This is a genomic window from Dapis brunnea BLCC-M229 (assembly GCF_050015995.1).
Classification (GTDB): Bacteria; Cyanobacteriota; Cyanobacteriia; order Cyanobacteriales; family Microcoleaceae; genus Trichodesmium.
In genome coordinates this window covers 1-19,580 of the sequence record NZ_JBNHEP010000226.1, presented here as the reverse complement: position 1 = coordinate 19,580, position 19,580 = coordinate 1, and the positions used below count along the sequence as shown (strand labels likewise).

At 35.0% G+C, this 19,580-nt stretch carries 15 protein-coding genes and 1 pseudogene; 8 read left to right on the top strand and 8 right to left on the bottom strand.

Annotated elements, in window-relative coordinates; genetic code table 11:
- Positions 1-906 precede the first annotated feature (906 nt).
- Positions 907-2,127 (bottom strand): tyrosine-type recombinase/integrase, encoded by a 1,221-nt coding sequence (locus tag ACP6PM_RS25870; RefSeq protein ID WP_426589766.1) that lies wholly within the window; start codon positions 2,125-2,127, stop codon positions 907-909.
- Positions 2,128-3,677: 1,550 nt separating this feature from the next.
- Here ACP6PM_RS25870 and ACP6PM_RS25865 point away from each other — a divergent pair.
- Positions 3,678-3,869, top strand: a complete 192-nt coding sequence (locus ACP6PM_RS25865) for a hypothetical protein (RefSeq protein WP_426589764.1) — start codon at positions 3,678-3,680, stop codon at positions 3,867-3,869.
- 428 nt (positions 3,870-4,297) lie between these two features.
- A complete protein-coding gene (locus ACP6PM_RS25860) occupies positions 4,298-4,645 on the top strand; it encodes a hypothetical protein (protein ID WP_426589763.1) in 348 nt (115 codons plus the stop codon).
- A 213-nt stretch (positions 4,646-4,858) separates the two neighbouring features.
- Here the strand turns inward: ACP6PM_RS25860 and ACP6PM_RS25855 are convergent, their stop codons facing one another.
- Entirely contained in the window at positions 4,859-5,212 is a 354-nt protein-coding gene (locus ACP6PM_RS25855) for a Dethiobiotin synthetase (protein WP_426589761.1), read from the bottom strand.
- A 150-nt stretch (positions 5,213-5,362) separates the two neighbouring features.
- Here ACP6PM_RS25855 and ACP6PM_RS25850 point away from each other — a divergent pair, with 150 nt between their 5' ends.
- Positions 5,363-5,896 (top strand): EamA family transporter, encoded by a 534-nt coding sequence (locus ACP6PM_RS25850; RefSeq protein ID WP_426589759.1) that lies wholly within the window; start codon positions 5,363-5,365, stop codon positions 5,894-5,896.
- Between the two features lie 47 nt (positions 5,897-5,943).
- Here the strand turns inward: ACP6PM_RS25850 and mrdA are convergent, their stop codons facing one another.
- Positions 5,944-7,737 (bottom strand): penicillin-binding protein 2, encoded by a 1,794-nt coding sequence (gene mrdA, locus ACP6PM_RS25845; protein ID WP_426589757.1) that lies wholly within the window; start codon positions 7,735-7,737, stop codon positions 5,944-5,946.
- A gap of 563 nt (positions 7,738-8,300) precedes the next feature.
- Here mrdA and ACP6PM_RS25840 point away from each other — a divergent pair.
- Positions 8,301-9,155, top strand: a pseudogene (locus ACP6PM_RS25840) (IS630 transposase-related protein).
- A 755-nt stretch (positions 9,156-9,910) separates the two neighbouring features.
- On the opposite strand, the gene ACP6PM_RS25835 reads toward ACP6PM_RS25840, so the two are convergent.
- Both ACP6PM_RS25835 and ACP6PM_RS25830 read right to left on the bottom strand, forming a co-directional pair.
- Positions 9,911-10,597, bottom strand: a complete 687-nt coding sequence (locus ACP6PM_RS25835; RefSeq protein WP_426589756.1) for an N-acetylmannosamine-6-phosphate 2-epimerase — start codon at positions 10,595-10,597, stop codon at positions 9,911-9,913.
- Positions 10,598-10,816: 219 nt separating this feature from the next.
- Positions 10,817-13,402 (bottom strand): hybrid sensor histidine kinase/response regulator, encoded by a 2,586-nt coding sequence (locus ACP6PM_RS25830; protein WP_426589754.1) that lies wholly within the window; start codon positions 13,400-13,402, stop codon positions 10,817-10,819.
- Positions 13,403-13,552: 150 nt separating this feature from the next.
- Between ACP6PM_RS25830 and ACP6PM_RS25825 the strand changes: the two genes are divergently transcribed.
- The 3 genes from ACP6PM_RS25825 to ACP6PM_RS25815 all read left to right on the top strand — a co-directional run bounded on the left by ACP6PM_RS25825 (position 13,553) and on the right by ACP6PM_RS25815 (position 16,602).
- On the top strand, positions 13,553-14,167 hold the full coding sequence (locus tag ACP6PM_RS25825; protein WP_426589752.1) for a CBS domain-containing protein: 615 nt from the start codon (positions 13,553-13,555) through the stop codon (positions 14,165-14,167).
- Positions 14,168-15,077: 910 nt separating this feature from the next.
- On the top strand, positions 15,078-15,470 hold the full coding sequence (locus tag ACP6PM_RS25820) for a hypothetical protein (RefSeq protein WP_426589750.1): 393 nt from the start codon (positions 15,078-15,080) through the stop codon (positions 15,468-15,470).
- A 241-nt stretch (positions 15,471-15,711) separates the two neighbouring features.
- Positions 15,712-16,602 carry a sulfotransferase family protein gene (locus ACP6PM_RS25815; RefSeq protein WP_426589748.1) on the top strand — a complete coding sequence of 297 codons (891 nt, stop codon included), beginning with the start codon at positions 15,712-15,714 and terminating at the stop codon, positions 16,600-16,602.
- Between the two features lie 460 nt (positions 16,603-17,062).
- Here the strand turns inward: ACP6PM_RS25815 and ACP6PM_RS25810 are convergent, their stop codons facing one another.
- The 3 genes from ACP6PM_RS25810 to ACP6PM_RS25800 all read right to left on the bottom strand — a co-directional run bounded on the left by ACP6PM_RS25810 (position 17,063) and on the right by ACP6PM_RS25800 (position 19,014).
- Complete coding sequence (locus ACP6PM_RS25810) at positions 17,063-17,308, bottom strand: helix-turn-helix domain-containing protein (protein WP_426589747.1); 246 nt, start codon at positions 17,306-17,308, stop codon at positions 17,063-17,065.
- Positions 17,309-17,432: 124 nt separating this feature from the next.
- Positions 17,433-18,260 carry a class I SAM-dependent methyltransferase gene (locus ACP6PM_RS25805; protein WP_426589745.1) on the bottom strand — a complete coding sequence of 276 codons (828 nt, stop codon included), beginning with the start codon at positions 18,258-18,260 and terminating at the stop codon, positions 17,433-17,435.
- A gap of 280 nt (positions 18,261-18,540) precedes the next feature.
- Positions 18,541-19,014 (bottom strand): hypothetical protein, encoded by a 474-nt coding sequence (locus ACP6PM_RS25800; RefSeq protein WP_426589743.1) that lies wholly within the window; start codon positions 19,012-19,014, stop codon positions 18,541-18,543.
- A gap of 222 nt (positions 19,015-19,236) precedes the next feature.
- Here ACP6PM_RS25800 and ACP6PM_RS25795 point away from each other — a divergent pair.
- Positions 19,237-19,580: leucine-rich repeat domain-containing protein (locus tag ACP6PM_RS25795; protein WP_426589741.1), on the top strand; the 344-nt coding region annotated here is incomplete at its 3' end.

The window sequence follows — 19,580 nt, the reverse complement described above, 5'->3', positions numbered from 1 at the left end:
CTAAGTTTTGGGATGGGACAAACCGCTTTTTTAAACCTCAATATTGCTCAGATGACTTAGACTTAGGGATAATACGCATATCTACTTAGGGTTTGCTGAAAAAGTCTTTTAGTAGGAGACAGGAGACAGGAGACAGGAGAAATTGCAATTTAGAGGAGGTAGGAGTAAGAATTGTCCCTTGATTTTTCTGCCCAACTATGCGCCTAAAATACTAACTTTTTGAGCATGAAGAGCTGAAACAGGCGCACTTTTTTCGACTCCAAAAAGGCACTTGTCCTTATATGTCAATGCTTTTAGATTTAATCAGCAAGCCCTACTTACACAAACAAACCCCTGGCAAAGAATAAAACATTCCAAACAAGACTATTTCCGAACAAATGTCACTAATTGTTAGGCTTCAGTCGCAAATGATCCTGAATATCTGCAATACCCTTATACTGTAAGCTTCCAACAATATTAACTGAGAACTGTCAGTAAAAGTATAAATAGGATGAAAGTTATATGTGTTAAAGTTTTCATCCCTTTTGCGTTATCAAATGTCACCTAAGAATAATCATAGTTTATCTCAACGTTGGTTGAAGACCCGCGCTCTCCCCTTGGGGAGCGACGCAATTGGAAAACCAATCAATAAGAGCGGTTCTTACAATAGTATGCTATACTAAATCAAACTAGGCTGCTGGGCTAGCAGTGTCAGCGCCAGTCGCTCATGGGGGAGACCCCCAAGACCGCGCTGTCTTGTCTGTGGAGCGACCATAAGACCGAAAAGAGGTTTGGCAAGGGAGGCAGGTGCTATGTTTCGCTACGCGACATGAAAAGCGCAGCTCCTCTGCAAGAGGCAGCAGAAAGCCCCTATCAGTGATGTTAGGGAATCCCGCGTTGTCGCGTCAGCGCAACGTCGGGAGGATGTCAAACAGGCAAAATATTAATAACATTCAAGTCAAAGTAATGACTCTCAATCATTTTTACTGACGTGTCACACCATTTAGCAATAATTGTGGCACTCACACCTTTGCTCAATTGCTCAGTAATAAATGTATCTCGGCATGAGTAGGGAGTCGATTTTTTCACTAGCTCACAAACCATCCGTCGCCAAGCATTGTGGCAAAAATTATTATAGGCAATGACCTTACCAGTCAAGCTAGGGAAAACCAAATCACTCGGTTGTGCTGACTCTGGCCTAATACTCATAAACAGACCTCTCAACTCCTCATTAATTGGAAACCGTCTTACCTTGTTATTCTTACTGCTAGTAGTATTAACAATTCGTCCAGACAACAACTGTACTGCTCCACCAGCAAACACCACAAATCTATAGTCTGAGTCAACAGCACCCCAAGTCAAGCCAATACCTTCACTGGGACGACACCCAGTCAGGAACCAAAACTTCACCAATGGCAAGTAATGATTGTAGCCCTTGCCAGTTACTCCCCGACCATTCCAATTGCCCTTGTGTTGAGCAAAGTTTTCTAGAATTGCTAATTTCTCTGCTGGAGTAAAAGCCAGAGGTGTAGCTTTTTTCTGGTAATTATGCTTTAACTCATTGGACATTCCCTCATAAGGATTATTACCAAATACCAATTTTTGTTTTAACCCCCAATTAAAAGCAGCATTAATCCAAATTAAAACCCGCTTGGCCATAGATTCGGAAGTGTGGGATAACAAAAAGCTTCTCAATTCCACTGCATTATCAGCAGTCTTAACCTCAGCAGTAGCCTTTTCTAACCATCGCCTGACGGTAGTCTCTAAATAGACTTGAGTGCTTTCTTTCCACTTAGGTAACCCATAGTCATAGAATTTGTCCCATAACTCTACTAAAGAAATCTGAGATTTGGCCTCTTCAATCTTGTGATGGTGTAGTTTGTCCACAGAAGGCATTTGTAGGAGTTTATTTTGCTGTGGCCTGTAACGCTCTAACGTAAAGTCAAATTGGCCTAAAGCAATATCAGTATTGATAGCCTCAACCTTAACCTCAGCGATCGCTCTATATTTAGGTAAGTCAGGTAGTCCTAAATAAAGAGTCTTGTCTTTACCAAACAATTTTCTCGGAAAACGCACACGTAAACGGCCTTCACAAGAATCTAGTCGGGCAATACCTCTAGGAAGAAAATGGGCCTTATTTAGACTCATAAAATACCTCAACTCTTCCATAAAAGCTAAGGCAGAAGTGTACAAAAAATTGTACAAAGTAGATCAGTTTAAGAAAGCTTTAACTACTGGAAAGACCATATAGCAATTAAAGTCAGCAAATTAGGGTAGAGCCTTCCAAGCTAATGATGGGGGTTCGATTCCCCCTACCCGCTTTTACAAACAATACTACTCTACTGCAAATCCTTTGACTGTTAGCTAAAGGCTGCAAAATAGGAGAAGTTGCTGAAGTTAGTGGAAAAGACTTATGCCGGAATTCTTCAAAGATGGTTAGTAGTAGAAAGTCAAAAACGTCTATAATCAGATTTAAAACATCTGGAGAAAAAATTTAAAAATGAAGAGGTAGAAGCTCACAAAAAAATGCGGAGATTAACATCTCAAAAATTTGCTTGTATACCAGATGCCCAAAAAGTAGAAAGAGGTTTTAGGTTTCTGCGCATACCCTCTTTTCTTAACTGATAGTGTCTTTCTAAAATCTCACCAGAGTGAAGCTTTAGGGTTAATTATGGGTTTGTGTTTATTGGTTTATACGTGAAAGTCAATGCCAATTGTCAAACTTTAACATTCCGGCACTCTACTGTGAAAAATCAATTAGGTAGTCCCACAAATAGACCAAGGTTACGTTGGATATTTCAATGTTTTCAGTCAATCCATCTGTTGATTAATTCTGGGATCAAAGAGGTTTCTAATTTATAACGGTTTTCATTAATATAGAATACAACTGTCACGGCTGTAACTTATTAGACATCTCTGAAAATAGTCGAACACTTACTATAACTATCTTTCAGGAAGCGATGTAGCTACCGCTAGGCTCCGCCAACGCAAATGCTTAAGATAGTTAATTTTCACGCTAAACTCAGTTTTATACATACTTACTATTAAAAACTAGCTCAAGAATAGCCATATTAATTTAATAATTGACATCTCTATCAAGGTTGGTTTAATACTACAAAATAAATTTACCTATTCGTAATCTAACAAGGCCACAAATAGTCTTAATTATTTGCGCGTATTTCTCAGGATTTAGTCTAAATCTTTCTTGGACTACCCGAAAGATTTTTAGTAATCTAATTATATGTTCGCTCAATTATTCTTTCAGCAGCAAGGTCTTCCTGGTTGAGACTTTTCCTGGCTGGTTAATTCTTGATTTTTGGGCTTTTTTTTAGGTGTTTTTATCGCTGATTCTCCCACATAGGCTTTATCCCCAGTAAATTTTTGTTTTTCAGAGAATTTTGCCCTAGTCTCACGAAAAAAATTTATGTCACTTTCTTGAGTGCGTCTTACATTCTGGGGAGACCCCAGAATTACGCACTCGCTTTTTTATCTCTTGGAAAACCTTTAATTTTAATTATTTTACTCGTGGCATTCTTATCTATCAACAAATCCAAAACTATCTCCAAAATCAACCTATATCCTGTCTCTCCACTATCGAAACATATTGGGATAAAATTTTACCTTTCTTAGAAAACATTCACAAAATTAAACTCCTAGAAGGCCATGTTTTCCATTACTATGAAGGTTATTCCGGTAGGGTGGACTGTGTTGCCAGTTTCTACAATATCCCGTGCATCATTGAATTCAAATCTGCTAATAGAATCAAACCTCTTGCTGACGAACCGTTACAACTGGCAGCTTATTCTGGGGCAATTAATCGTCAATATGGCCTCAGACCTAACAACACTTTACTAATAGTTACCACTCCCCAAGAAACAATCGCCACTTGATTTGAACCAGATGAAGTTATGAAATATTGGCACCAGTGGCAACAATGAGTGGCCGATTTTTGGCAACTACAGGGTGTAGCATGATTTACCACTTTTGTATGCTTTTGCCATCTTTGTTAAGCTGGATTGAGTAGTCTAAGTATTTCTGAAGAAAAATAAATTAATCCTTTTGCCCATTAAAGGATAAAAAAGTCTATTTATTCTATTTGTAGGTTTTATCGGGATTTATTTTTCACTCCTCTGAAAATTTATTTAGAACATTATCAGGAACAGTTACCTCTGCCTCTAGAGATTTTAATAAGCTGTTCCATCTATTGTGTGTTTTTTGCAGAAAAATTAGTCTATTTCTAGACCCAAATTAAATTCAACTATGGTTAAATTTTTGCTTGTGATTTTCTTAGTAAATTTACTGAACAAGGATAATGAATATGAACCACCAACTCAGTCTATTACTTCAAAATGACCTAAACATTGAAAAATTAGGTTCTATTTCCGCAGTACATAATCCTAAAGATACTAATCATTTAGAGCGCCGACAACAACAACGTGCTATTAGTTTACCCATGATTAAAGTTGCTATAGTTTATGGAAGTAGACAATTTAGTTATGGAGCTGTGACTTATACTTTGACCGATAAAAATTTACGCAGAACTCCTTATAGTAGGTTTATAGATGTACTGCGGGGATTACGAGTTGTCTGTGTTAATGGGTTGCCAAATCCTAAAATTATGACTGCTTATTGGCATAATAAAACTAAGCGGAAAGTTCATAGATAGCTGTCTATACTGTAATTTATTGAGTAAAAAATTGGGCAAATTTGATGATTTGGTAAAACTCGCTTAAATGGTGTTGGTTAAAAATATTTGGAAAAATACAAATTCTACTATGCACCACTTTTGCGAGTACCATATTATAATAATGAATCCTTGCTTCATTCATTAAAAAACTGAGAGCTGACCGCTAATAGCTGAATGCTTACCGATGAAGTATTATTTTGCTTCAGACAAAACTCTAGAAAAGATATTTTTCACTGCAATTGTAATTCGTTCGATATCTTCTTTTAAAAGTGGTGGCCACATAACTCTTTTTCGTCTACCTGCTTCAAATAATTTCAGGCTTTCCATTGCTAATAAATATAATCCAGCAACTAATTCTCGGTCTAGAAGGGGGTCGCCTTGTAATGTTTCAAAAGAAATTTTTAGAGCTAACAAAATATTAGTTACTTGACCGGGAATGGGAGGTTTGCCTTGGTCGAGACGCATGAGAAAAGCATCTGGGTTAATTTTGGTTTCTAGGGCAGTTCCTTGGTCAATGAGAAATTGACGGCCGGTTTCGTAATCCATATTAAAAATTTAGTAGTTTTGATAATATTAATTCCAGTGGTTTCAGATTTATTTAGAATGTAGGAGTAGATTTTAAAAATCAATATTAAGTTTTATATGCTAGAACCAATTTGTAAATATACAGTAAATATACATTAGAGGTTAGCTGCTATGGAAACAAACTCAAATGATAGGATTATTTTGGAAACTATAGATAGCAATTACTTAGATAAATTTAGAACTCTGAGCGAGAGACTAAAATCCATAAAATTTCCTTTTCCTGCTCCTACTAATCCAGAGAAACCATTGTATTTTTGGGATAAGTTTAAACAAAAGGATATAGTCTATGAATTAAAACATGTTGAACCCCCATCGACTCTTTACTATAAGGGCAAAGATTGGAATTTTCTTAACGTGGATTTAACTGTTGGTTTTGGAGGTACAGAATCTCCTACAGTTGATGGATCGATGGCTGCAATATTATTAGGGCAATTGGTTTGTCAGCACGAAATTGTAACTTACACCCTCAATAAATTGTCGTCGGGATTTGTCTCAATATTTCTGTTGCTAGAGCCTTTTATTGCAGCCATTCTTGCTTGGTTTATTTTTCGAGAGAGATTAGGGATTATTAACTGGGCTGCTTTTTTTGTAGTTTTAACAGGTATATATTTAGCTAAGTCTAGTAGGTTACTAAGGGAGAACTGATATCATCTGTATCAGGTAAACTCCCCAAGTTGCTTTGGTATGATTTACTATTTTCCTTTATTAGCAAAATAGGTATCAAAAATTGCTTTGGCAATGGGAGCAGCTCCTACCGAACCGTAACCACCACCTTCAACTGCAACCGCTACAGCAATTTCAGGATTATAAGCAGGTGCAAAACCTATATACATTGCATTATCAGGTTGCCCTGGAAGTTCCACTGTACCTGTCTTACCCCCAGATAATGGAATAGTACCATCATTTAACCACCGAGCAGTACCCTTCCTGACTACATCAATTAATCCTTCTCGCACTGTATTAATAGTTGAAGGTTTTAACCCAGTCTTGATTGATTTAGTAGCAGCAGTATTAGTTTGAGAAGCCAATAAATGAGGCTGCACTCGATACCCACCATTAGCGATCGTACTTACCATCACTGAAGATTCTAAAGGTGTGACTAATACCAAACCCTGACCTATTCCCATGGTAACAATATCAGCAATATGCCAAGCTTCCCCATACATTTCTTCTTTTTCCTTGGGAGTAGGGATTTGACCATGATTACCATCTAGTCCGAATAGTTTTAAGTCAATACTGCCACCAATACCTAACTCTCGCCCCCACTTAGAAATTTGTTCAGGACCAGTTTTTACACCCACTTGATAGTAAAATGTATTGCTACTGTAAGCTAAAGCATCCCGAAAACCAATTACTCCATAACCGCCACTATGTTCGTTAAAGGTGATACCACCAATAGTCACAGCATTGTAAGTTCCCACTTTAGAGTTAGGAGAATACTTGCCAGACTGGAGTGCTGCCACAGAAGTAACAGCTTTGAAAGTGCTTCCTGGCGGATAACCCTGAAGAGCGCGATTCAAAAAAGGTTTGGTTGCACCTTGGAGACGTTGCCATTTTTCCCTTGTTATTTGGCCTGCGAATATACTGGGGTTAAATGTAGGTCCGCTTGCCATTGCTAATACTTCCCCTGTTTTAGGATTAATGGCAACTGCAGCACCCAGGCGATTTCCCAGGGCTTTTTCTGCAGCTTTTTGGATATCAATATCGATGGTTAATTTTACTGGTTTGCCTGGAGTGGGGTTTTCTACTCCCAACTCTTGAATTTCTTTACCTTTAGCATCAACTTCAATCAAACGATTACCCCAAACCCCTTCCAATGCAGAATTTGCTGAACGTTCGATTCCCATTTTCCCCACGATCATTCCCATTGGGTATTTGGGGTTAGCGATCAATTCTTCTTTGGTTGCTTCACCAGTGTATCCAAGCAAATGAGCTGCTAAACTACCATTAGGATAGTGGCGAATATTTTCGGTACGAACTTCTACCCCTCTTGTCTCACCAGTTTTTTCTGCTAATGCTACGAAAGTAGTGCGATCGATATTTGAGGTAATTCTGACTGGTAAGGGCGAGTTATAGCCAGTTGCCTCTAATTTGTTGATAATATCAGTAGCTGGAATATCTAAAATTGGACTAAGTTCCGTTGCCACCTCCAACCATTTTGTGGCTGAGTATTCTTGAGGCCATAAATATACAGAGCGAGAGAGACGGTTACTTGCTAATATTCTGCCTTTGCGATCATAAATTGTGCCACGACTTGCTGCTACTGGCATTAGGCGAATGCGGTTGTTTTCTGCACGTTCCCGGTTATATTCTCCCTGAACTAATTGTAATTGGACTATACGATAAGCATTGATTCCAATCAAGTTGGTAATCACTAGCATCATTATGAATGCTTGTACCAAGCGATGATGTTTTGAGCTAGTTTGTTGCCCAGGGGTTCTGGCAACAGGGGGAAATTTAGAATATAAACCAAAATCTTGAGCCATTGTTACTGCATGAGTGTTTTATCTTTATTTTTCTTTGCACCCTGCTTTTCCTCCGGAAGATTAACCACTTTTTGTGTGTATTTTTTCTGTGGTGAATTACCAATTATTCATTATATATTTTTGGCTCATAGTTCGTAGTATAGTTCACGACATTTTTACATTAACTAAAAGTGAATAGTTACTAAAGATTTTAACAAAAATAAACTTTTTCTGAGAGGAAGTTTTACAGAAAATAAAATCTCTTAAACTACGATCAAATCATTAGACCAAGGGTGAAAAAAGAATGTTATAAATAAGCTTGGGTAAAAATGGTTTTATTTTAATGTTTCTTTGACTAAAAATAGAGGATGAAGACAAAAAATGCTTAAATTTTATTTCTCCTAACTCAGTCCGACTGACTCCTGACTTCTAAACAGTAGCCCAACCACCTGTAGCAAAAATTTATCAAATCTGGTAGGATATCAAATCGGGTAGCATTTGTTTAATTAGATATAGTCGTTTAACTTAAGGATGAGACAAAAATGAAGTAAAATTCTCAAATAGAATTGAGGGTAGTTTAAAGAATGACTTATAGCTTAGACTTAAGACAAAAGATAATAGATTACATAGAAAGTGGTGGGAAGATAACCAAAGCAGCAAAAGTATTTGCTTGGAGGAAGAGCGTCCATATATAGATGGTTAGATAGGAAAAAGCTTGAAGCCACAAAGGTCAAGTATCGTTACAGAAAACTAGACTCGAAAGAATTAGAAAAATATATAAAGGAAAATCCGGAAGTAAAATTAAAACTCATAGCAGAAAAATTTGAAGTTAGTACAACGGCAATCTGGACTGCCTTGAAAAAAATGAAAATAACTAGAAAAAAAAAAGAACTTCGTTATCAAGAAAGAAATAGAGAAGAAAGAATAAAGTATTATAGAACCATGGGATAATTAATAAAAATATATGGAAGTAACAGTAAGCGTATATATTTATGAATCAGGATTTGAAGAGGTAAGTACTTGTATTTATGCTCAGTCAAAAAGAGGGAATAAAATTTATGGAGAGCAACTTTGGAATTCGAGGAAAAAGAGAAAATCTAGTAGGAGGGAGAAGAAAAAGAAATCCATGACTTAATAGCCCCAATGATATTCACAGTTCTTTTGAATGCAGAAGGGTTTGAAGGATGGTTATCATGCATATTTGTTACCATCATTAGAAATTGTCTCAGTCTTAATCATGGATAATGCTCCAATCCACCGCAAAAATGTAAGAACGAGAAATGTTAGAAGAGGCAGGGCATAAAGTAATATTTCTCTCCAAATATTCTCCTGATTTAAATGATATTGAACATGAAAAACCTGCATTAAAGAGAGCCAGAATGTATGCTCCTGCGCATAAATATTTAGATGAAATTATCCGTAATTATTGTGTAGCTTAATGTCTCATTCTTAAGTTAAATAACTATAATGGATAACCTGGTCAGTATTATGTTCATCCCTATTTCGCTCTGGTTTTCGCTTTGGTAATTGTCTAATAGGATTTGTTTTTATGTAGTTGGAATTTACTGCAAAGTTTAGTAAGGCATTAATGACTGTTTGATGATGGTTATGAGTAGTATATGAGAGATGAGTTAGTTCTAATAGGTACTCAGATAGTGTCTGACTATCTAATAATTCTATTGGCCAATGACCATATTTTTTGAGGAGGGGGAGTAAAATTTATTCATAGGAACGAAGGGTACTTTTTGCTAGTCTCTATAACAAATATTATTAAAGACTTATATCACGTCAATAGATAGTATTTATAAATATAAAATCCAAGTATAACAAAGTTTTGGATAATTGGTATTATACCAATTCCCAAAAGCATTGCTATACTTATGTCGCACTTCAGTTATTAAGTAATTAATACAGGGAAAATCACTTTTTTGCTAAAAATAGCCCAGTTAATGTTTATTATTCTTATGTTTACTCCTCCCCACACTCCCCACACTCCCCACACTTCCCCACCCGATCGGGTATAGCATTCTTTTTGAGAAATGGTATTAGGTCTATTAGTTACAGCATTTTTAATTTAACTAGACTACAAAATTATTGCGGAGTAAGGAATAGGGAATAGGGAATAGAAATATACTTTGAAGTTGCGAATACCCACTTTTGTATATCTATGTGAAAATCGCTATAAATATACCTTTTAAGAAGTTATCTCAATTTTGTAGGCTTTAACTTTACTATCAATTCCTGTAATATCAGTTCCTACAACAACAGCATAAGCTCCTAAATTCATAGCTTTTTTTGCCATTGTTGGAGAAGCAATACCCCCTTCACAAATTGCTGGCGTTGCTAAATTTTCTACTATCTGTTTTAATAGTTGAAAACCAGGGGGAATTTCTGTTTTTGTTAGCTCAGTATAACCATACAGAGTAGTCGCAACAAAATCCGCACCTGTTGCTGCTGCTAGTTTTGCTGCTTGTATAGTATCTACATCTGCCATTACAGCTTTTCCTAACTCTTGATGAATTTGGGAAATTAATGTCCCTAAAGTTTCTCCCCCAGGACGTTCTCTGAGAGTAGCATCAATAGCAATAATATCTGCTCCAGCTTCGGCGATCGCTACTGCATCGGAAAAACGAGGGGTAATATAAACTTCATATCCTGGTATTTGTTGCTTCCACAAACCAATAATGGGCTGAGTAATTCTCTGTCGCACTGCCCGAATATGGGATGGGGTATCTATTCTAATTCCCACCGCACCTTGATTTATAGATGCTTGTGCCATTGCAGCAATAACTTCTGGATGATGTAAAGGGGAGTTAGTGGGAGCTTGACAAGAAACTATTAAACCTTTTGGTAATAGTAGATTAGAATGTTTATTAATCATAATTAAATAATTATTTTGTAGTAATTTGTAGTAATTAATATTGATAATTTTAGGGCTATTTTATTGTACTTACAAATAGCTTTTAGTCTGTTTTTTTCTCTCTCCCTCATGGCTTCTATTAATTGATAATTAATCGGTGGAAGTCTGTATATTAAAACATTTTTACTTCTGTAAACTCCGCTGAATTATATCTGTTTTATTCTGTCTTCTAACTTTTTTTTAATTAGTTATTAATGCTATCATTTTACTCAATAAATATTCGAGATTAATTGGTTTAGTCAAACATTCATCCACACCTGCAGCATAATAAGATTCTCGATTTATTTCAGTATTAAAATTAGTTAATGCCAAAATTTTAATATTTTTAGTGCTGCTTGTTGTGCATAACTGCTGAATAATATCTACACTATCAATTCCTGGCAAGTGCATATCTAAAATTACAGCAACAGGCTGCAACAAAATAATTTGCTCCACAGCAGTAGAACCTTCTATTATCCACACAACTTTTAATCCTGCTGCTGTCAAAATATCACAAATGATTGTGGCAATATCTTCTTCTTGTTCAATCAATACTACTGTACCTTGTAAGGATAAAATATTTGATGTACTTTCTCCTTTTTGTTTAAGTTTTTCATTTGCTAATTTGAGTGGTTGTGCTGGCAGTTTAACTGTAAAAGTAGAGCCAATATTTACAGTAGATTCTACTTCAATAATTCCACTATGAAGTTCAACTAATTGCTTGGTTAAAGCTAGACCTAAACCAGTACCACCTTGTTGACGATTATAAGGAGAATCTAGTTGTTGAAATTTCTTAAATAATAGTGGTTGTTGCTCTTCAGAAATTCCCATGCCAGTATCTTCTACTTGAAAAATTGCTGTTTCTTGATCTCTCATTACTTTAAGTCTAACATTTCCGCCACTAGGAGTAAATTTAATTGCATTGCTGAGAAGATTAAATAGAATTTGTTTAATTCTTCTTTGGTCAGCCGTAAATCTATCTAAATCTGGATTTACATCCTGTTCAAAAATTAGTTTTACTTCATTTTGTTCAGCTTTTTCTCTAAAATTTTGCCAAAGTTCATAACTGAGTTTAGATAAAGAAAATTCACTAATTTTCAAGACTGTTTTGCCTGCTTCTACTTGAGATAAATCTAGAATATCATTGATTAACTCCAGGAGATGTTCACCACTATCATGGATTGTTTGTAAATAAGTTCTTTGCTTTTGTATTGGCATAATTTTTGCTCCCCTATTACCATAAGACCACTGCAAAAGAGTTGAAGAAATACCAATAACACAGGTCAGAGGGGTGCGTAATTCATGGCTCATTGTCGCTAAAAATTCACTCTTAGCACGATTAGCTGATTCTGCACTTTGAAGTGCATCATAAAGGTCTTGTGTTCGCTCAACTACACGTTTTTCTAAAGTTTGTTTTTGCCTTTGCAATTCTGCATATAATTGAACTTGATAAATAGCGATCGCTAGATGTTCTGCAATTTCTTTGAAAAATCTCTTTTCATTGTCTTGCCAATCTCGCTCAGAACTTTGATGGGCAATTAATAATCCCCACAATTTTTCATCGACTATAATTGGTACTACTAATTTTGCTTTGATGTGATGTTGTCGCATCAATTCTAGTAGACAAGGAAATTTAGCATAAGCTATTTCGACATCAGGTATGGCATGAACAGAGCTTTTACTATATTTAATTATAGAACTATTAGGAGGAAAAAAGCAGTTTTCTGCCTCACTTAAACCTAATACAGAATAAATTTCATTGGATGCCAAAGCTTCATACTTTACCGAGCCTTTTTCTTGATTTACTACTGTAATATTATTTGTTAAGAATAAAGGATGATTAAATTGGTAAATCAATAATCTCTCAACTTTGAGAAAGTTTCTTACCTGTTCCACAGCAGTTGATAAAATTTCTGGTAATTCTAAAGTTTGGCGAATTTTAGTTGTAACTTGATTTAGGAGTTTTTCTTGTTCTATTTGTTGGTGTAGAGCTGTCTCAATAGGTTTACATACTGATGGATAATGTTGATTATTCAGCCCTGAATCTGATGATGATAATTGATTATTTTGTAGTAAATTAGTTTTTGTGACTAATTCATTATTAGGAGTATATATGCCATGAATATTAACTATTGAATCATTTATTGATAGTAAATTTGATAGATCAGAATAATCTTTTTTTTGTTTATTTTTTTTAGAATTTTCTAGCTGTAAAATAGAATCTATATTTTCGCTAGAAGTCAATAGTTTAAGTAATTTTAAGGTGAATTCGCTCTGAAGATTAGCATTATTAACTTTGAGATTATTTATTCTAGATTTCAGTTGAGATATAATTATTGATTGACTTTTGTCTTTCTCTAATCGATTAATAATTTGGTATAAAAAAACTTGAATTGCTTTTGGGTCAAAAGTTAAACCCACATTGAATTGTAAATTTTCCACATTTCCCCTTTTCAAGGGAAAGCTAAAAGAGTTAGATTGGAAATTATAATTTTTTTGTTTTTGTTCTCTTCTCTGGATTTGATTGTTTGATAACTCCTTAACTATTTTGCCCCACAAAAGTCCATTAAACTCCTTTGAAATAACTGCTGTGAACTTTACCCCTGGGAACATCAGGTATTGAGTGGTGGCAAATATATCTTCTGTAATGACTATCGTTTCTAGACCTTGAGATGTCTGTTGTAATAACTGACTTAATAGCTCAAGTGTATTTAAAGGCAAAGTTAAGCTTGGTTTTGCAGGTGGAAAACTGGGCATTTCCCTAGTTGTCTTGTATGAAATGGCCATAATACTATTCCGGAGCAGGACAAAGAGTATTGTTTGTGCAATCATCAAACACCGATTAGATTTTAGATTGTTGAATCTAACCGTAAATTAATCCAAGCTAACATATCCTCATAAAATATTTTTCATATAGCTTATTCCTGATTAGTTTCAATGATTAACTTAACTCAGCTTACACTTAATTCTACTATTGGAAACTTGCCTTCCCACGATTTCCAAGTTAATTCTGGTACTTTAGGACAGATAGTAGCTGAAAAATTTAGACTACAACCAGAATTACCGGGAGTTATTATTACTCAAAGTACCCAAATGTTGGGTATGATTTCCCAAATCAGATTCCTGGAATATATAAAATTACCTGAAAAGAAAAAACTTTATTATAGATGTCCTGTGCGTAAATTGTTAGATTTTCTCAGCACTCCTCCTCTAGTTCTTTCTGAAAATTTTCAAATTAATGCGGCAGCTCTCACCGCACTGAATAGGCCAAAACAGTATGTTTATGAACCTATAATTATAGTTTTATCTAATGGCAGCTTGAGATTGATAGATTTACATGATTTACTATTAGCACAATCGGAAATTTTACTAAACTTGGATAAAAAGCTGCAAGAGCAAACGGATAAATCTCAATCAGAAACCCTAGAATTATATCTAGAGGAAAATGATGATGATGAACCCACTGGTTTTCTCTTAGAGTCAAAACCCCTGATCAAAAAAATTGAAAAGAAACTCAAACAGCATAAAAAAAAATCAAACAAGCAACTCTAAAAATAGTTCATTTATAGCGTCTAATTTATTTGTTTTATGACATATTTTTTTCAATCAACTTCGGAATTACCAGAAATTAAGAAATAGTTATAAATTGCCAAGATGCAACCTGTATCTAAAATTTGTCAAAAATCCCCAAATACATCAAAACTCTGAAATTATTATGGTTGCTTCCTAATTCCAAGAGATTTTATTCACAACAAAAATATGACTACTACTATATATATAGCAATTCCCAAAAAGCGTGAGATACAAAATTCCCTGGTTTTAGGGAACACTTAACTGGGAGCACTTAACTGGTAATAGGAAGTAGGAAGTAGTAATTCTGGTTCCGTAGGAATAAATAAAAGACTTCTTGCAGAAGTCAGGGAATAGGGAATAGGGAATAGGTATGGAGGGAGATGAAATTGTTGATTTTAGATCTTGAATTGATATAATTAAAACTTTTGCAAGAGGTCTAAAGAAGAAAAACATGGGAAAATCTTAGTCAGGCGGTGGAACTATGATGAAAGTTTTCCTATTACAAGAGGATGGATTGTATCAACTACAAGTTCAACTACCTAGACCATTACAGGATAAACATGGTCAGAAAATACAGTTATAATTTTCTGTTTCAGATAGGAATGGTCGATCTAGAAGCTCAAATTTAGATTATGCTATAAATAGTTTAAAACCAATCACAATTTCTATTTTTCGCAGGGAGGATAAACAGGATAATTGGTATGTACATCTTTCTACTTATGTACAAGAAATTCCAGTAGTTCATACTAGAAAAAATGGTTGTATAGGTATTGATTTTAATGTTGAGGAGATTTCAGTTACTTATGTTAAGTGGGATGGCAACATTGAATATTTAGAAGAAATACCTTACCAATGGAAAAATAAAACTACTGGGCAACGACAAGCAACTATGAGGAATATTGTCGCTCAAATTTTCAAATTAGCAGATTTTTCTGAATGTGCTATTGCCATTGAGCCTCTAGATTTTAGTAAGAAAAAATCCATTGCTCGGAGCGAGGAAAGTAAAGTTTATAATCAGATGCTTTCCAACTTGTCTACAGGGATGTTTAGAGAAGCTATATTGTCATGTTGTAGAAGATTTGGAGTTGAATTAATCAAAGTCAATCCCGCTTTTACTACCGTGATAGGAATGGTTAATTATATGGCTAAATACGGTCTAAACAGTGGCACTGCTGCTGCTTTAGTAATTGGTCGTAGAGCCTTAAAATTGTTAGAAAAAATCCCCAAATGTTTGTTGAGACCGGAGGATGTCAACAAACATTATTGGAGTCATTGGCGATGAGTTGCTAGTTTTATTAAACTACATCGTATCCCAAGGACTCAACTTTTTCAAGGTCGGAAAGCCCTTGAGGGAATCCGCTCCCCATAGTTTGTGGGCCGAACATCAACTTTCTGTGCAAGTACCCATTGAAACGGGTGAGCAATGAATCATTTGTACCTCACCGATGGCAAATGTCTAGCGCGTGTCTAGTTTTCAAGAAGGTGAATCAGTTAAACTTAGGAGAAATATTAGGAGAAATATAATGAAGTTACCAAATTTTTTAGTTGTAGGCATAGAGAAAGCCGGAACTACATCAATTTATCAATATTTAAACCAGCATCCCCAAGTTTATATGAGTCCTGTCAAAGAAACAAACTTTTTGGAGAGAGATTGGGAAAATTTTCAAGGGAAACCAAATCCAAAAAGAATTGATACTTGGGAAAAATACTCCAACCTTTTTAATAATGTTCAGGATGAAATTGCTATTGGTGAAGTATCTCCTAATTATCTTTTTCATTATAAATCCTCATCTGAAAGAATTATTAAATATGTTCCTGATGTCAAAATGATAGCTATACTCAGAAATCCAGTAGATAGAGCTTATTCTGACTATTTAATGCACCTTCGTGATTCAATAAATGTAGAAAAAGTTCATTCTTTAACTGAACAAGTTAAATTTCGTGCTGATACTTCTTTCACTCTTAAAAAAGGATTTTACTATACTCCACTCAAGTATTATTTTGATACTTTTGGTAAAGAAAGAGTAAAAATTTATCTGTATAATGACTTGTCTGAAGATTCCTCGGCAATGATGCAGGATATGTATCAATTTATTGGAGTAAATAGTGACTTTACTCCAGATACTTCTGAGCGTCAACAAGTTGCTGCAGTTCCGAAGAACCAATCTCTGAATAATTTAATCAAAACTAAAAATCCTGTAAGAGCAGCAGTTTCATCTGTTTTAAAGGTGGTAATGCCTCTGGAAATGCGACAAAAATTACGCTCTAGCTTAGTCAATTTAAATTCAGGAGGAAAAGAACTCAAACCTCTTTCTTCAGAAGAACGTCAACTATTAACTGACTTCTACCGTGAAGATATTCTCAAGCTACAAGATTTGATTCAAAGAGACCTTTCATCTTGGTTAGTAGTTTAAATATTAAACTATAGCAATTCCCACACTTGTAAGGTACAAAATTCGTTTGTTTTAGGGAACAGGGAACAGGGAACAGGGAACAGGGAATACAAGAGAAATAAATATTAGGTGTACCTCATTAGCCTGATAAACGCTATATTATATATAGATAAAAGTAGATTAATCCCAGTGGAATTAACTGCAGATAAATATAATATATAGAGTGGTATAGATATAGGAAATTATTCATTAATTTCCTATATTTTAACTCCTAATAAATTATAATTTTATATTTAATTTTTGCCTCCCACCAATTTTTGCTCTTATTGACTTTGTGTTGACCAACTTTAAACCCTCCCTTTGTAAACCTAGCAGTTTGCTTTGACTTTCTAATGCATGAATTTAGGAGGTTTAACAGGTTTACCTTTTCTCTGACCTTTAGTCGATTTAAAAAAGTTTTGATAAGCCTGGTTTAAATCATTTAAAGATTGCTGCAATGGTATAGCAGAAACTTCTGATAATCACTCTCTATTTTCAGTTTTTTTATTTGAGTAATAAAAAGCTTTTGTAGCTCAGAATTAATGGGTTTCTGTTCTCCTGAAGTATACTTTTCTTGGCAGCAAACTAGACTATCATTCCAAACCACACGGACACAACCAAATAGCTTGGCTAATCGGTATTTTTGTCCCGGTGTTGGATAAATACGATACTTAAATCTAGCTTTCATAATTCCGATCTAAACTAATAATATGATAGCATACTTATTACTATTTTCATCTATAAAAAGTCGCCCGCTTATGAGCGAGGCTTTAGACCCACTTTTTTGGTAAAATTCTTTGATTAAATTGGTATTAGACCTTCTGAGCAATCTGAAGCGCAGATAAGTAAGAAAGGTTAATAGTATCTCCATAATAATTGTGCAAAGTTATCCTCAAATTTGCAAATAGAGTATGACGTTGTTCTGAATCGATTGCGATGTAGGGCGATAAGGTGCTTAAAAGTTCTATATAATCATCAACTTCATAAGTTACTTCACATATTAATTCTTCCGAAACCAAGTTTTGAAACTTACCAGAGTCGATAACTTTATTTCCCAGACCCCTAATATTTTTTTGATGAGTAGTGATCGCTTCATATCCTTTTATATCTGGTGCGTAGGTTTGATAAATTGGGTCTAATAATTTCTGATAAATTTCTTGAGTTGGTTGGGGTGGAGTATTCCAGAGCAATATTAAATATCCATCAGTTTTTAATGTTTCAGCAGTTTTGACACAAGCAACTTCGGAGGATATCCAGTGAAAAGAAGTAGCAGCAAGTACCGCATCAAACTGATTTTTTTCTAATTCCCATTCCTCAAAGGTAGTGTTGATGATTTTCACTTTTTCATAAGGAGCGCAGTTTCTCAGGAGTATTTGATAAAATGCTGCATTGGGTTCGACGCACACCAGAGAAAAACCCAGTTCGGCAAAGGTAGTTGTTGCTGTTCCGGTGGCAGAACCTATTTCAAAAATTTTGGCATCGGTAGAAAGTCGAGCTATTTCTATAGCACGTTTGACTAATTTTTCAGGATAACGAGGTCTACTTTTGTTGTAAGCATTTGCTATTTGACCATACCATTTAGATTTTTCTTCTAGGTTTAGGTCTTGGTACCAGTTATTTTTAGGTGAGCGATCGGGCATAATTTTGAAGTTAGAAGTCAGAAGTTAGAAGTTAAAAATTGTAGGTTGGGTTGAGGAACCGAAACCCAACAAGAACTTTGAAGTCAGAAGTCAGAAGTTAAAAATTGAATATGGATAGATTTTATTCTAGTAGAAGCAGGAAAATCAAAATTTTCTACCTTTATACTGTGATGATTTCCCAAAAACAAACAGGATAAATTAGCTGAAGTTATTGTCAGTTGAGCTGCTCAAAGCGAATAAATATTTTTTTGTGATGATTAAGAGTGCTTTTGAAACTAGACTATATGTAAATTTGTTTGCTGGGTTGCCTTGCAGTAGCTGGATTGGATTGAGTATCTATAAATTGCACTGGCTCATAAGTATTAATCCACAGATGAGCGCCACAATCTGCTGGTTGGTAAGGTCGATAGACGATTTGGCAAGGACCGGGAATATATAAGTCATAACCATAATCGTTGCGTTCGCCATCCTTAACTGACAATACAGGTTCAAGTTGTTCGGGAGGTTTACCAAAATTACCTTTGATTTTGCTTTGATTAACATGAATCATTTTTGGTTTGGTAGATTGTTGCTTGCGCCATATACCTTTCGGACCGCGCCGAGCTGGAATTATTCTAGGCATACCGCTCCTTGAAACTGGAATTTCCCAGAATCTACCATTTTTTTTGGCTCCTTTCACTCTTCCTTGAGCGAGTAAAACTAATAAACGTTGACGGGAGATACCTAATAAAATAGATGCTTGTTTAGTACCCATGATTTTTTTTTCAACTGTTGGACAATAGTTAAGTTTGCCTAAATATGATAATTTTAAGAAAGTTACCTAAAAACAAACATAAACGAAATTCTTGGTTTTGTCTACCTACTTTTCTTTTTCTGAAGATGTCTATTGTTTTTCAGACGAATGGTTACGGAAAATAGAGGTTTGCGTTTGTAGGTATAGCTTGTAGAATAATCGTAAAAATTATTTTATAGAGCTATGAATCTTCCTAAAAAAAAGCGACAGAATCAGATACCACTGCTTTTTCAAGAAAGAATAAAAGAAGCTAAAGAGAAAAAGCTTAATAAATTAGATTTAAGTGGTAGTTATTCTAGTAAAAATGATGCAAAATTAGCTGAAATTCCTGGTGATGTTTGGGAATTAGAGCAGCTAGAAATATTAGACTTAAGTGGTAATCAATTAACAAGTATTCCAGAATCAATCAGTCAACTCTCCAATTTAACTCGGCTTGATTTAAGTTATAATCAATTAACAAGTATCCCGGAATTAATCAGTCAACTCTCTAATTTAACTCGGCTTGATTTAAGTTATAATCAATTAAC

Coding starts and splice junctions, on each gene's coding strand:
- ACP6PM_RS25870 (WP_426589766.1), bottom strand. CDS start 2,127: ATGAGTCTAAATAAGGCCCATTTTCTTCCTAGAGGTATTGCCCGACTA.
- ACP6PM_RS25860 (WP_426589763.1), top strand. CDS start 4,298: ATGAACCACCAACTCAGTCTATTACTTCAAAATGACCTAAACATTGAA.
- ACP6PM_RS25855 (WP_426589761.1), bottom strand. CDS start 5,212: ATGGATTACGAAACCGGCCGTCAATTTCTCATTGACCAAGGAACTGCC.
- ACP6PM_RS25850 (WP_426589759.1), top strand. CDS start 5,363: ATGGAAACAAACTCAAATGATAGGATTATTTTGGAAACTATAGATAGC.
- mrdA (WP_426589757.1), bottom strand. CDS start 7,737: ATGGCTCAAGATTTTGGTTTATATTCTAAATTTCCCCCTGTTGCCAGA.
- ACP6PM_RS25835 (WP_426589756.1), bottom strand. CDS start 10,597: ATGATTAATAAACATTCTAATCTACTATTACCAAAAGGTTTAATAGTT.
- ACP6PM_RS25830 (WP_426589754.1), bottom strand. CDS start 13,402: ATGGCCATTTCATACAAGACAACTAGGGAAATGCCCAGTTTTCCACCT.
- ACP6PM_RS25825 (WP_426589752.1), top strand. CDS start 13,553: ATGATTAACTTAACTCAGCTTACACTTAATTCTACTATTGGAAACTTG.
- ACP6PM_RS25820 (WP_426589750.1), top strand. CDS start 15,078: ATGAGGAATATTGTCGCTCAAATTTTCAAATTAGCAGATTTTTCTGAA.
- ACP6PM_RS25815 (WP_426589748.1), top strand. CDS start 15,712: ATGAAGTTACCAAATTTTTTAGTTGTAGGCATAGAGAAAGCCGGAACT.
- ACP6PM_RS25810 (WP_426589747.1), bottom strand. CDS start 17,308: ATGAAAGCTAGATTTAAGTATCGTATTTATCCAACACCGGGACAAAAA.
- ACP6PM_RS25805 (WP_426589745.1), bottom strand. CDS start 18,260: ATGCCCGATCGCTCACCTAAAAATAACTGGTACCAAGACCTAAACCTA.
- ACP6PM_RS25800 (WP_426589743.1), bottom strand. CDS start 19,014: ATGGGTACTAAACAAGCATCTATTTTATTAGGTATCTCCCGTCAACGT.